The organism is Marinospirillum celere (genome assembly GCF_900112235.1).
GTDB classification, from domain to species: domain Bacteria; phylum Pseudomonadota; class Gammaproteobacteria; order Pseudomonadales; family Halomonadaceae; genus Marinospirillum; species Marinospirillum celere.
Genome location: NZ_FOLH01000007.1, coordinates 57,322 through 70,630, shown reverse-complemented (window position 1 = coordinate 70,630; position 13,309 = coordinate 57,322). Strand labels below are relative to the sequence as shown.

The following is a 13,309-nucleotide window of genomic DNA, read 5'->3' as shown; positions in this document are numbered from 1 at the left end:
ATGGAAAAACTATCCGCATCCTTGTTGGCACCACCCTGGCTTTACAACGAGCAGGGCGACACCCGGCGCGTAGGGGTGGAAATTGAAATGACAGGACTCACCTTGGAGCAGATCACTCAAGAGACGGCCGAACAACTGGAAGGTCAGGTTGTTTCCAAAGGCCGTTATGAGCGCCAGATTACCGACCTTCAAGGCAAAAACTGGATTGTCGAGCTGGACTTTCACCTGCTCAAGCAAATGGGGCGGGAAAAACGGCCTACGCATACTTTTAGTGGTGATCTCGGCAATTCCGCCGAAGAGGCTCTGGCCTGGTTTGCAGAAAACCTGGTGCCTTTTGAACTGGTCAGCCCGCCTCTCGAGCTGCACCGCCTGCCCGAAGTGGAAGCCATTATTGACCGACTTCGCGCAGCGGGGGCCAAAGGCTCTTCAGACAGCCTGGTCAATGCTTTTGGTATGCAACTGAACCCAGAAATCCCTGATGCCGAAACAGCGACCTTAACGGCCACCTTAAAAGCCTTTTTATGCCTTTATGATTGGCTGCACAAACGGGCAGAAATTGATATTTCTCGTCAGATCACCAGTTACATCAACCCCTTCCCGACCAGCTATGTCAAAAAAGTAGTCGATCCTAGTTACTGGCCTGATCAACAGCAGCTAATCGATGACTATCTGCTTGAAAACCCGACCCGCAACCGGGCTCTTGATTGTCTGCCCCTGTTCAAGCACCTCAATGAAAAGCAGGTCGCTCGAGTCACGCAGGACCCGCTGATTAAAGCCAGACCAACCTTCCACTACCGCCTGCCCAGCAGTGAAATTCATGATCCGCATTGGGGCCTACATACCTCCTGGAACGACTGGGTGGAAGTGGAGCGACTGGCAGCGGACAAGGAGCGTTTAAATGCCTGTTGCCAAGCCTATAGCAGCTATTTACGAAAGCCTCTAGATCGTTTGATGAACACCTGGTTCCAAGAAGTAGAGAGTCAATGGCTAAACCGATAATTGCCATCACCGGCCCGGAAAAGGGTGCTTTCGGCCCCCGTTTTCTGGTCGCTTTGGCGGTTCGCCTTTATGGCGGCCAACCCCTGCAACTACGCCCCAGCCAAAAACCAGCAGACAATCGCTTTGATGGTGTAGTGGTAACCGGCGGGCACGATATAGACCCAGTGCTTTACGCGGCCCAGCCTGAAGTGGAGCCCCGCTATGACGCGGCCAGAGACAAGCTGGAAATGGCTGTTATTGACCTGGCATTAACCAAGGGCCTTCCTATTTTGGGCATTTGCAGAGGCGCTCAACTGATGAATGTCTATCGAGGTGGTACGCTTTATCAGGAGCTACATGGTCAGCGCGAAAAAACCTCACATCGCTGGACGATCCTCCCTTTGAAAACCCTATGTGTTCACCCGAAAACCTGGCTGGCTGAGTTTATGGGTAGCCAGACAGCTCGAATCAATAGTCTTCATAACCAAGCTATTAACGAAACTGGAGCAGGCTTTAAAGTCAGCGGTACTGACCTAGATGGCATCGTGCAGGCCATTGAAGACCCTGAATATGGCTTTCTAATTGGTGTTCAGTGGCACCCGGAATTTCTGCTTTTCCTGAAAAAACAACGCCAACTCTTCAAGGCTCTGATTGCAGCCACCGCAAACAAGCTTAACTAGCTAGTAAATTGGTGGGCAGCTTCTATACTTAACTACTGGTTGCTTCTTTAGCCCGTGCAGGAGATATGGAAGCATGCAAGAAGCCGATTTCTTTCAAGACCTTGTCGATAAAGGCAATATGCTGATCTGGGTTGCCGGCCTGGACAAGGGATGCTTTTATTTTAATCAAGCTTGGTTGAAATTTACCGGCCGCCGCCAAGAGCAGGAGTATGGTGATGGCTGGACGGAAGGCGTTCACCCTGACGACCTGGCAGCCTGCCTGGAAACCTTCAATAGCTGCTTCGATGCCCGGCAGAAATTCAGCATTCTTTATCGCCTACGTCGCAATGATGGTGCCTACCGCTGGGTTCAGGATGATGCCTGCCCCTGGTATGACCCCGACGGCAGCTTCAAAGGATTTATTGGCTATTGTCTGGATATAACGCAGCAAAAAAGAACCGAGCTTCATGAACAGAACCGCCGGCAACTCCTGCAGGCCTTTATGGCAAATGAGCCCCTAGACAAACTCCTCCAACAGCTCACCCACAACCTCGAAAAGCTCCACGAACATATCAAATGCACGGTGACACTACTGGGTAACGAAGAAGCAAGTCACTCAGAAGCCAGCGCTTCCCTTAGAGGCTTCTATCAGCAATATCACCAGCAGGGAGGGCATTGCTGGTCTGAACCTATCCTGTCTTCACAGAATCAGCCCCTTGGTGTCCTCAGTGTTTATTGCAAGGCTTCCAAACAGCCCAGTGAAAAAGATCTTGAACTTATTAAGGATGAAGCCCGCTTTGCAGGATTGATGATCGAAAAACAAAGGGCCGAAAGAACGCTATTGCTTGGCTCGCGGGTTTTCCAACAAGCACGGGAAGCCATTATGATTACGGATGTCGCCGGACGTATAGTTGAAGTTAATCAGGGCTTTACGGAAATAACCGGTTTTACTCGTGATGAAGTCCTTGGCAAGAATCCCAGTTTGCTAAAATCCGGTGTCCACAAACGCGCCTTCTACCGCGACCTTTGGGAAGCCTTGCGTAATAATGAGTGCTGGCAGGGAGAAATTTGGAATCGTAGGAAATCAGGCGAGGTTTACCCCTGTATCTGTAATATCAGTCTGGTTAAAGATGACCAGGGGGAACCCCGAAACTATGTTTCTCTCTTCTCAGACATTACCGTCATCAAAGAGCACCAAAAGCAACTGGAAATTATGGCTCATTATGATGCCCTAACCCAGTTACCTAACCGGGTTCTGCTCGCAGATCGACTTCAGCAAGCCAGGGTTCAGTGTTTACGCCGCCAACAAACTCTGGCCGTGGCCTTTTTGGACTTGGATGGCTTTAAAAACATCAATGACACCTACAGTCACGCTATAGGTGACCAGCTTTTGATCACCCTAACACAGCGAATGAGTAAAGCGTTAAGAGAAAGCGATACCCTGGCTCGCCTGGGTGGTGATGAGTTTATTCTGATTCTTAATGATCTCAACCAACCTGGTGACTACATAGCTGTAATTGAACGGCTTCTCAAAGCTGCAGCTGAACCTATCATTATTGAAGACAAGTTACTGCAGATCAGTGCCAGCATTGGGGTTACTCTTTTTCCTGAAGACCAGTCAGATGTGGACGGGCTCATTCGCCATGCGGATCATGCCATGTATCAGGCCAAAAAAGCCGGTCGCAACTGCTACCAGCTTTTCAGCCCCCTGGAAATCCAAAAAACTTAACCTGAAACTCTCAGGCTGAAGCTCTTGAATTAAGGAGCTGATTTGCTGCGGGCTGAACCCAGGGTGCGAGCTTTTCAAACATCAACTGCAAAGACTGCTTGGCAGCCTGCTGCGCTGCTTGAACATCTGCAGGCGAGGTGCAATAAATCTGTGCCAGATTCTCAAATTGTTGCAACAATTCAGTGTTCAAACCCAGATTACCACTTTTCCCTTCGGGTAAGAGCTGCAAGGTAATCTGACTGATATTCAACAGCGCCCAAGCACACCCCAGAGCTTCTGGCAGGCTATCCAATTTAAGCAGACCAGGCTCAGGCTCTGGTTTTCTGGGCAGAGGGTAGTTATCAGCAACCAGGGCTTCAGCCAGGCTCGGGGAAACCAGCCAAGACATCCAGTTGAATTCTTCAGGTGTTAATTTGGTAAAATAGGGCAACAGCTGCTTTTCCAAGTCATGCAGGAGGTGGAACATGGCGGCCAAAAGCTCTTGGCGATACTGCCGGGTTTCTTCATCCTGCTGGTCAGCAAAAAGAACCGGTAGCTGCTCAAAATTCTGTCTTTCTACCCGCGTTGCCTGACGTAGTTTAGGCAAATAAACCAGCTGCATACCTCTGCTCCTTGTAGTCTTGTTATGTTTTCTAAGTAATCACTATACAGGAATTGTACAAAGCTTGCATTCAATCCATCGTAAGCTTGCCAAAAACTGATGACAAATGAGTGAACCCTTCCCTAACCACCACAAAAGCCTTACTCTAGGCAGGTGAAAGCAAGGATGAAAATTATGCAACCTATTATTTTTTCAGTGGTTTTGGCAACAGGCTTGGCTTTAAGTTCCCCCGCAACCGCCAGCGAGCCACCACCCACCGCACTGGATATGGCCGCAATACTGATGCAAAGCCAGGGCCAGCTGGATGATGATCTCATCATGGAGCTGCTGACGGGTGGCATTACTGCCAATATGCGGATCCCACCTGAACATCTAGGTGTTGCCTTCTGGGACAAGCGCACAGGAGGAAGACTGGATCGCCAGGAAATCCGCGAAGAAATAGGGCCGGTGCGTCAGGAAGGCGCTTTTCAGCTGTTGGAAATAGCCGTCAGTCTGGGAGGTGAGCGCTTAGCCCTGGATCAAGAGCAATTGGAACTCTTATTTGAAGCGGCTTTTATAGCCAGCATGCGCCGCCCACCAGAACATATCGACATTGAATACTATGACCGTCGTCAAGGCCCATCCGGCCAGGGCGGAGGTGTATCCGGTCGAGTGCCGGAAACCAAAGCCAAAGTTCAACAGCCTCAAATAACACGTCCTGAAGGCTTGCCGTCATCAGAGCAGGAACTGTTTAATAAGCTAGCCAGTCTGGACTTGACCCTCGAACAAAAAGACGATCACTTTCTCTTACCGCTATTGATTTGGGCGCGTGATGCCGAAGAGTTGGAAACCCTGTTTCAGGAAGAAATCACAGGTCTTCACGAGCTAGGCCTGGCCTTTAACCAATTCACGGATTCTCCTGTCTTGGAAACACAGGGCGATTGGCAAATCCTTTATGCTTTGGCTCACTTCCGCAAACTGCCCGCCCTAACTGCTAGAGATCAAGAGGATGTCGAATCCTTTCAGCAGCGCCTACTTAAACAGCTAAGATGATTTCAGGGGGTTAAACTCCAGCCTGGCTTTTTCATTGACCGGGCTGCCCAAGGCTTGCAGCTCACCACCGCTCAAGAGTCTGCCATCTAGTATGCGACCCTCGGCATCCTGCTTATTGATCAACACCACTTCTTCCAACTGGCCTCGGTCGGACACCCGACTAACCAGCGCCGTTTTACCGGTTTTATAATGCAGGTAACTGCCCACTGGCCTAAGGCCATGATGGGTTACAAAGGTATTCAGCGAATTTTTATCAAACCAGTGGTCATGCTTGTAAACCCATTGATAAGCTTCCTGCCAACTTCTAACCGGGTCATTATAGCCATGGACCAGGCAATCCAGCACTTTCACCACGCCCATCAGTCGCGACAAGGCATCCAGCCGGGTTGCCGTCAGGCCACGCGGGTAGCCACTACCATCCAGGCGTTCATTGGCATTAACCATTAGCGATTCGCCCAGATCTTTGGGAATCCAACGCAATTCTGAAGCTGAACGCAGCAGTTGAATTTGATTGATTTTCAGCTGACGCAAAACTGGCTGAGGCTCCTTCAAAGGGTTGAAGCAGGGCTGATGACCCAAAAAGAGCTTCCCCAGATCATGTAAAAGCAGGGATACCATGGCTGGAAGCTCATAACGCCGGGTAATCCCAACTTTAAAAATTAGCGGAAAGCAGCGGGCGGCAACCCGAAAAGTATGCAAGAAAACCCGGTGAATATTACGGTGAGGCTGTTCCAGGGCCAATAAACAGGCACTGGTGTCTTCTTCAAGCAAGTGAATAAACTGCCTAGCCAGTTTACCCATATGAGCGGAATCCAGCGGCTTTCGCGCGGCAAGGAGGAGCACCTGACCGGCCAATTGATCGGCAATTTCTTGCAGTTGACTGGCATAGCTTTTTGGAACCAGTGCAAAGGCTGGATGCAGGCGCTTGCCTGCTGGTTTAACTTCTTTTTTGGGCGCTGGGCGAAAAAGCCGGGAAGCATGCAAATTACTTCTCCCCGGATGCTTTAACCGGGCCAGCTCTCTTTCCGCTTCCAGGGTGTAATGGAAGAGCTTTCTTTCCTGTTCACTGTCGGCTGGCATAAAATGCCAGCCCACCAGTGCCTGGGTAAAGGTCTCATCAGGTTTGAGATAACTCAGCTCAGCTTCCAGACGAAGTATTTCTTCATTGGGAAATTCCAGCGTAATCTGCATCCACTCGGGCAATGGCCGCACCAGGTTCAAAGCCAGCTGGAAAGGCATGGCCACCTGACAGCCTCCAGCCGAAAGGTCCAACAAACGACCGCTCAAGGTCATACCCGCACCCTGCCAGCGAAACAAAATGGTCAAGCGTGCATCCAGGTAAACCCTGAAAAACTCACGGTAAAAAACCTTGCTAAAATACTTGGGTAGCTGGAGATGAAGCGTCATCGCCTCTTTTTCAGGCAACAGCTTGATGACTTCCAAGGGGTTACTTTCATGATGCTGATTACGGTATTTAATGAAGAGAACAAACAGCTTCCAGCGTGCCAGAAAAGTCATTTGCTCTTCACTGCCCTGCACTCTTACCTCAAGCCTCGCCTCTTCACGATTAACCCTCAGATGACTGATTAAGGTAGGTTCTGCCGCTGGCTCGCCTTCTTTTTCCTGGGGCTGGATTTTCAAACCACCTGCCAAGCGGGCTTCGTCCAAAGCCCGACGTGCCTGAATACCGGTGAGCTGATCAGAAATTTTTCGACTTCCAGGCATGGTTTTACCCCTTGTTTTTATCGTTCAGTGCCTGACTTAAATATACCACCTGGAAGGCCAGCTAGCCTGTTCTGTCTCAGCGCCAATCACCTCGCAAAGCAGCCACCTGTTCTTGCAGGCGCTCAGCCGTTGCCTCTTCAGGTTGCAAGGCGGGACCTGCAACCACTTCCACCCGCGACCAAAAACGGCGAGGCACTTTTTTGAACGCAGAGCCTTTTTCCCGTGAAAACCAAGAACCCCAAAGCCCCCTTAATGCCATAGGAATAACCGGCACAGGATGTTGTGCCAAAATTCGTTCAACACCCTTTTTGAAGGTCTGAAGTTCACCATCACGGGTCAGGCGCCCTTCAGGAAAAATGAAAACCAATTCGCCTTTTTGCAGGGTTTCACCGATCCGTGCGAAGGCTTCCTGAAGATTCTGGCGATCAATTTTTTCTGAAGTCAAAGGCACAGTGCCAGCCAACTGAAGAAAACGTTTTAAGACTGGCAGATCATGAATATCCTTATCAATCACGAAGCGCAAAGGGCGATGACAGGCTCCAGCCAGCAGTAGAGCATCGACATAGCTGACGTGGTTTGCCACCACCAACGCCGGGCCGGTTTCAGGAATATTTTCCAACCCTCTATGCTTAACTCGATAGAGAGTATGGGAAAGCAGATAAATCAAAAAGCGTAGCAGCGGATCACGGGCCAGCTTCACTGCCAGAAAGGCCACAACCAGAGCGGTCAAACCATATAAGAAAAAGAACACCGGCAGGCTGATACCCAGTACACCCAGTACCAAAATACCTGCCAGCGCACTCAAGACCATGGCTAAAGAGTTGAGCACATTCAAGGCAGCAATGACTTGGGCCCGCACTTCAACTGGGCTGCGTCTTTGCACCAGGCTGTATAGAGGCACGATAAAAAGCCCACCACTAACCCCAGCCAAGGTCAGGTCGATCGCTAAACGGACTCCTCCCAAAGCCAGAAACTGGCTCAAGGAACGCAGATTTTCTCCTTCCATCAGAGCAGGAAAAGCAGCAGCCTGGCTGTAAAGATCAAAGGAAAAAACAGCCATTCCCAAGGCGCCCAGCGGCACCATGCCCAGCTCTATCTTACCGCGCGACCAGTAGCCACAGAGCAGAGCACCCGCACCGACGCCCAAGGAAAAGAGGGTCAGCAACAGGGTTCCTACGCCCTCATCGCTTCCCAAAACACTGCGTGTAAAATTAGGGAATTGCGTTAAATAGCCGGATCCCATAAACCAGAACCAACTGATAGCAAGTATTGCCAGAAAGACACTGCGCTTACTCACCGCTTCGCCCAACACTTTGCGTGTTTGGGAGTAAATATTCCAGTTGATTTTTAGTTCCGGGTCACCTGCCGCGGCTAGAGGTACTTTCAAGCTCGCAATGACACCCAGAATGGCAAAACTAACCACGGCTAGACCAATGATCCAGGGTTGCTCACTGGCCCAGCCCGCCAGCAAACCACCCAGCAGGGTGCCACAAAGGATGGCAACAAAAGTACCCATGCCAACAAAAGCATTACCGGTAACCAGCTCGTCCTGCTTAAGGTGTTGGGGCAGAAGTGCATACTTCACTGGGCCAAAGAGAGCCGACTGCACGCCCATGGCAAAGACCAGAGCCAACAAGATGCCCCACAATTGGAAGGCAAAGGCAGCCAGAGCTACCAGCATGATCAAGAGCTCTAACAATTTGATACGGCGAACGACCAGGGACTTTTCATACTTGTCCGCCAACTGGCCAGCAATACCTGAAAACAGGAAAAAGGGCAGGATAAAAAGGCCAGCCGCCAGGTTCATCAGAATATTGATATCCAGCGCCAGCTGATCGGCAGCGGTAAAAGTCAGGGTGAACATCAACGCAAAGCGGAACACATTGTCGTTGAAGGCACCCAGCGCTTGAGTCCAAAAAAAGGGCCCAAAGCGCTTTTTAAATAACAGTCTAGGCCCTAGCATTATCCGTCGCAGCTCCTTGTCGTTAATCCCTTAGCTTCTGGAATCAGGGATGCCAGCGGTAAATCAGGTTAAGGGTGGTAATGTGATCATAAACAGCCTCTGATGCATCCAGGTCTTCTGTCCTTCGCCATTCATAGCTAAGACTCACCGCCAGATGCTCATTAGCTTTAACTGCAAAGCTGTTCATGATATTCAGATTCTCGACTTCCTGCGAGCGGTTGAAGGAAATTTCCTGCTGGAACTCCAAGTCATCACTGAGTTCCTGGCGAAATTTACTGGCCAAGCGGCCTAAGGGACTCCAATCTTTTTCCTGAGGTTCAGGGTTACGCTCGGTATACTTGATACCCGCACCTACCTCCAAATCCCACTCACGATCAGCATCACGGAAAATACGATAACCGAGGCCCCCAACCACATCATATTCATGCCGAAAGGTTTTAAAGCGGTCAAAACTGTAACCTGCAAAAGCCAAAGAATAGAATTGGTGAGTCCACTGATAATCCGTCTGATGACTCAGTGCCAAGGACTCCTGGGTCGTGGCATCATCAGTTTGCGTATGCAGGAAGTTAGCTCGCGTATCATTACGCCAATCGATTGTTTCTGCCTGAACACGCAAGCGTCCATTGAGGGTACGCGATTCAGTTTTGCCACGGCTATCTAGAAAGCCCACCTGGGCTTCACTGCGCCAGCGGATAATGTTTTCTTCAGAATCCAAGTTCAGACCTGTACTGCCTGCCTCCATCACTGCTTCCAAACTTGGAGGAGCTTCAACGGCGAGCACCTGAGCTGGCAATCCATTAATAGCCAGCAGACAGACCAAGGTGTAACCAACTTGCTTGCCCGTTAACTTTGCCATTTTCAGCTTCCCTTTATTGGATCTTTATCCTGTCATTATCGTTCAGCCATGGATCACGCCCCAACGTTGCCAAACGACGACAAGAAGAGGGCGTGAAGCTGACGTTTTGAGTGCTTAGCGCTTGGGGTTGGATTCCAGCATGCGTACAAAATCTTCCAGAGTCTCACTAGGCAGTTCATCCAACTCCTGGCGAGCTTCAAAAGCAGCCTCCGGAGTCAGCTGTAAGCGGTCATAGACAGCTGGCAGGATTCTGGGCAGGTTTTGTTCCCACTGGGGATGGGTATATTGATGCGCCAAATAAAGCAGGTTGGCGTATTTAAAGTGAGGGCCATTGTAATGAGGATTGTGCTGCTGACGAATAGCAATGCACATTTCATTGGGCAGCCCCCAGGTGGTGAACAGATAGCTGGCAATCTGTTCCCGGGTGATACCAAACAGGAAGCGCTCCAGATACATGGGGGGTACGTGGGGATTGGCTTCCTGGTAACGGCAGTAAAGCGAAAAGTAAGGCGGGAAAACTTCAGCCAGAACCAGATAGCCAAAGTTATGCAACAGCCCAGCCAGATAGGCCATACCCGCATAAGGCCGGGCCAAAGGCTGGATTTTTTTGACCAGCTTTTCAACCATCAGCGCACGCTTGAGGGCATCACGCCAGAAGTGGGTATGCCCGTGGACGCCATCCTTAGGCAGACGTATCTGACGGGATACAGCCAAACCGGTCGCCAGGTTCATGGTCAGGTCAAAACCTAACACACGAATTACTGCATCCTGAATGGAGCGAATACTGCCCGGAGCACCATAGTAGGGTGAATTGGCCCAACTAATAACCTGAGAGGCAAGGCTGGGGTCCATTTCGATCACCTGGGCCAACTCAGTTCCACTCACATCTTCTTTGGTTTGCAGCTTTAACAAGCGCTGAGAACTTAACGGCAAGGGTGCTATTTCAATGGACTCTGTCAGGCGGGCACGCACGCGCTGCTGAGTGATAGCCTCGACAGCAACACGAATTTCACGCTCATCCCTTTGTGGAAAGTCCAGGTTGGGGCGAGCATCAACCAGAGGCACAGAAAAGCTCTCTTCTCCGGCCTCGGCCTGATGAATTAAAGCGACATACTCATCCCGGGTAAAGCGCAGCAAAAACTCTGGATCACCCGATTCCACAAACACCCAGTCGGTTTCCAAATGACTCAAATCAACACACAGGGGAATCGATAAGATACCGGGTAAAGCAGGCAGAGATTCGAGTTTTAAATCACGCAGCAGGCTTTGCCGATAATCTGGGGAGCGGGCCCGCCAATCCGTTCCGCCTGCATTTAATTTTTGCAGGTCTAGCAAGCAGTTGGCTGGGTAGGCGGCTTGCAGATTAAATCCATCAACGGCTTGCAAGAGTGTACTTCGCAGCAACTGGTTGGGGCCTGCATGGCTGCGTGCGACCTTACGTTGTTCAAGGTCACCGGTATTTAAATCAGTGACCGAATAATGTGGCTTTATACTCATAGCCCCCTGACTCATGAATGGCTCCTCGTCGGGATCAGTAACGAAAGTAAAGATCCGAAATAAAAGATGGGTCTCCTATTCACTAGGTTAAGCCTTGCAAAGAGGAAAGTCGAGGCAAGTCAAAGCAATTCACGACAAAAGCAGTAACCCGCCCGACTCAAATCAAACCTGGGCAAAATGCAGACTGTTTCCTCGCCAGCGTTTTAATAGCAACTTAGCCTGCTCTGGGCTTTCCCGCTGCAGTTGAATGGCAAGAGGTTTCAGGCCTTCCAGCAAGTGGGCATCCCGTTTAAGGCTGGCCAAACGCAGTTGAACCTCACCGGTTTGGCGAGTTCCTAACAGCTCACCCGGCCCGCGAATTTCCAGGTCTTTCTGCGCTATCGCAAAGCCATCATTGGTTGAGCGCATCGCCTGCAAACGCTCACGCCCCTGCTGAGAAAGTGGCGGATGATAAATCAGGGTACAGTAGCTGGCGGTAGAGCCCCGCCCGACCCGACCACGCAATTGATGTAGCTGGGCCAGACCCAAGCGTTCCGCATTATCAATAATCATCAGACTGGCATTGGGAACATCCACGCCGACCTCGATCACCGTGGTCGCCACCAGTAACTGATAGCTTCCGGCTTTAAAAGCGGCCATGACGTCCGCTTTTTCGGCAGGCTTCATGCGCCCATGCACCAAGGCGATATTCAAGTCTGGCAGGGCGACCTGCAACTCCTGCCAAGTCACTTCTGCAGCCTGACATTCCAGCACTTCAGATTCTTCAATCAGGGTGCAAACCCAGTAGGCTTGGCGCCCCTCCTCGCAGGCCGAACGCACCCGCGCAATCACCTCGGGTCTGCGTGAATCAGGCAACACCAGGGTTTTCACCGGTTGACGGCCAGGTGGCAACTCATCAATGACAGAAACATCCAGGTCAGCGTAAGCACTCATAGCCAGGGTGCGAGGGATAGGGGTTGCCGTCATGACCAACTGATGCGGCAGGTAATCTCCTGACTTACCTTTATCCCTCAAAGCCAGACGCTGATGAACACCAAAGCGGTGTTGTTCATCAATCACTACCAAGGCCAGCTTGGCAAAGGCCACTTCTTCCTGAAAAAGCGCATGAGTACCCACTAAAAGCTGGATGGCACCACTAGCCAGGTCTTTGAGCAGGGCTTCACGCAGTTTGCCCTTCAGCTTTCCAGTTAACCATTCCACCCGAATACCCAGAGGTTCCAGCCAGGTTTTCAGGTTCTGATAGTGCTGTTCAGCCAGCAGCTCTGTAGGTGCCATAATCGCTGCCTGACAGTGGCTGGCCAGGGCCTTCAGGCAAGCCAGGGCAGCCACCAGGGTTTTGCCGGAGCCGACATCACCCTGGACCAGGCGCAACATAGGGTGAGCAAGCCCCAAATCCTGACTGACTTCACTAACCACCCGGCGCTGTGCTCCAGTTAACTGAAAAGGCAACTGCTCCAGCAAGCGTATTTCCAGCGTTGAGCTTTCCACTCTGAGTGGGTGAGCGGCCTCCTCACGAACCTTTTGACGTAAAGCCAGCATGCCCAGTTGCTGAGCCAAGAGCTCTTCCAGAGCCAAACGTCTTTGCGCCGGATGCAAGCCTTCAGACAGAGTCATCAAATCAGCATCTGCAGGCGGGTGATGCAGGTAGTGGATGGCAGCAGCCAGTGACCAGTCGGCCAGGAATGCAAACTGGCTGGCCTGAAGTAGATGCTGGGGTAAGAGTTCATCCAGGGGCTGTTCTTGCATCTGCTGCAAGGCGGCAGTGATCAATTGGCGCAACCGTTTTTGCTGCAGGCCCTCTGTTACCGGATAGACGGGGGTCAGCAGCTGTTCTAAAGCGGGTGGCGGCTGGTCATCACGCAAAACACGAAATTCAGGGTGGTAGATTTCCAGACCCGTCGCTCCAGGCCGGGCTTCGCCATAGCAACGCACCCGCTTGCCTGGCTGCAATTGACTTTTCATGGACGCAGAAAAATGAAAAAAACGCAGGCTTAGCAAGCCACTGCCATCCCGGATACGAGCTAAAAGGCTGCGCCTGCGTCCCTGGCTTACTTCACAGCTAATCACTTCACCTTCGACAACTGCGGTGCTGCCGACCCGCAGTTGTCCCAGTGCACTAATCTGGGTTCGATCTTCATAGCGCAGTGGCAGGTGGAAGAGTAAATCCTGGAGGCTGAACAGCCCCAAACGGTTTAGTTTTTCTGCAAGGGCAGGCCCCACGCCTTGAAGCTCAGTCACCGGCACTTCCTGTAGCGGTTTCACAAGCACC

At 51.2% G+C, this 13,309-nt stretch carries 10 protein-coding genes; 4 read left to right on the top strand and 6 right to left on the bottom strand.

Annotation, left to right across the window (positions count from 1 at the left end; translation table 11 throughout):
* From BM185_RS13825 to BM185_RS13815, 3 genes are all read left to right on the top strand, one after another.
* On the top strand, positions 1–999 hold the full coding sequence (locus BM185_RS13825) for an amidoligase family protein (RefSeq protein WP_091964969.1): 999 nt from the start codon (positions 1–3) through the stop codon (positions 997–999).
* Entirely contained in the window at positions 984–1,658 is a 675-nt protein-coding gene (locus BM185_RS13820) for a gamma-glutamyl-gamma-aminobutyrate hydrolase family protein (RefSeq protein ID WP_091964967.1), read from the top strand. The genes BM185_RS13825 and BM185_RS13820 overlap by 16 nt, the downstream gene beginning before the upstream one ends.
* Before the next feature lie 73 nt (positions 1,659–1,731).
* The gene (locus BM185_RS13815; protein ID WP_091964965.1) at positions 1,732–3,366 is read left to right on the top strand and encodes a sensor domain-containing protein; all 1,635 of its coding nucleotides are present in this window, start codon (positions 1,732–1,734) and stop codon (positions 3,364–3,366) included.
* Positions 3,367–3,376: 10 nt separating this feature from the next.
* On the opposite strand, the gene BM185_RS13810 is transcribed toward BM185_RS13815, so the two are convergent.
* Positions 3,377–3,967 (bottom strand): heme oxygenase-like domain-containing protein, encoded by a 591-nt coding sequence (locus tag BM185_RS13810; RefSeq protein ID WP_091964963.1) that lies wholly within the window; start codon positions 3,965–3,967, stop codon positions 3,377–3,379.
* A 174-nt stretch (positions 3,968–4,141) separates the two neighbouring features.
* Between BM185_RS13810 and BM185_RS13805 the strand changes: the two genes are divergently transcribed.
* Complete coding sequence (locus BM185_RS13805) at positions 4,142–4,999, top strand: hypothetical protein (protein WP_143089524.1); 858 nt, start codon at positions 4,142–4,144, stop codon at positions 4,997–4,999.
* Here BM185_RS13805 and BM185_RS13800 read toward each other — a convergent pair.
* The 5 genes from BM185_RS13800 to recG all read right to left on the bottom strand — a co-directional run bounded on the left by BM185_RS13800 (position 4,991) and on the right by recG (position 13,302).
* Positions 4,991–6,724, bottom strand: coding sequence for a PilZ domain-containing protein (locus BM185_RS13800; protein WP_091964959.1), 1,734 nt, complete (start codon positions 6,722–6,724; stop codon positions 4,991–4,993). The genes BM185_RS13805 and BM185_RS13800 overlap by 9 nt on opposite strands.
* 76 nt (positions 6,725–6,800) lie before the next feature.
* A complete protein-coding gene (locus tag BM185_RS13795) occupies positions 6,801–8,687 on the bottom strand; it encodes an MFS transporter (RefSeq protein WP_091964957.1) in 1,887 nt (628 codons plus the stop codon).
* Between the two features lie 43 nt (positions 8,688–8,730).
* Entirely contained in the window at positions 8,731–9,543 is an 813-nt protein-coding gene (locus tag BM185_RS13790) for a DUF481 domain-containing protein (protein ID WP_091964954.1), read from the bottom strand.
* Positions 9,544–9,657: 114 nt separating this feature from the next.
* Entirely contained in the window at positions 9,658–11,055 is a 1,398-nt protein-coding gene (locus tag BM185_RS13785; RefSeq protein WP_091964952.1) for an HDOD domain-containing protein, read from the bottom strand.
* A gap of 147 nt (positions 11,056–11,202) precedes the next feature.
* Complete coding sequence (gene recG, locus BM185_RS13780; protein ID WP_091965044.1) at positions 11,203–13,302, bottom strand: ATP-dependent DNA helicase RecG; 2,100 nt, start codon at positions 13,300–13,302, stop codon at positions 11,203–11,205.
* Positions 13,303–13,309: the final 7 nt, after the last annotated feature.

Bases quoted from the DNA above. Each gene is read 5' to 3' on its own strand.
- BM185_RS13825 (WP_091964969.1), top strand. From the start codon at position 1: ATGGAAAAACTATCCGCATCCTTGTTGGCACCACCCTGGCTTTACAAC.
- BM185_RS13820 (WP_091964967.1), top strand. From the start codon at position 984: ATGGCTAAACCGATAATTGCCATCACCGGCCCGGAAAAGGGTGCTTTC.
- BM185_RS13815 (WP_091964965.1), top strand. From the start codon at position 1,732: ATGCAAGAAGCCGATTTCTTTCAAGACCTTGTCGATAAAGGCAATATG.
- BM185_RS13810 (WP_091964963.1), bottom strand. From the start codon at position 3,967: ATGCAGCTGGTTTATTTGCCTAAACTACGTCAGGCAACGCGGGTAGAA.
- BM185_RS13805 (WP_143089524.1), top strand. From the start codon at position 4,142: ATGCAACCTATTATTTTTTCAGTGGTTTTGGCAACAGGCTTGGCTTTA.
- BM185_RS13800 (WP_091964959.1), bottom strand. From the start codon at position 6,724: ATGCCTGGAAGTCGAAAAATTTCTGATCAGCTCACCGGTATTCAGGCA.
- BM185_RS13795 (WP_091964957.1), bottom strand. From the start codon at position 8,687: ATGCTAGGGCCTAGACTGTTATTTAAAAAGCGCTTTGGGCCCTTTTTT.
- BM185_RS13790 (WP_091964954.1), bottom strand. From the start codon at position 9,543: ATGGCAAAGTTAACGGGCAAGCAAGTTGGTTACACCTTGGTCTGTCTG.
- BM185_RS13785 (WP_091964952.1), bottom strand. From the start codon at position 11,055: ATGAGTCAGGGGGCTATGAGTATAAAGCCACATTATTCGGTCACTGAT.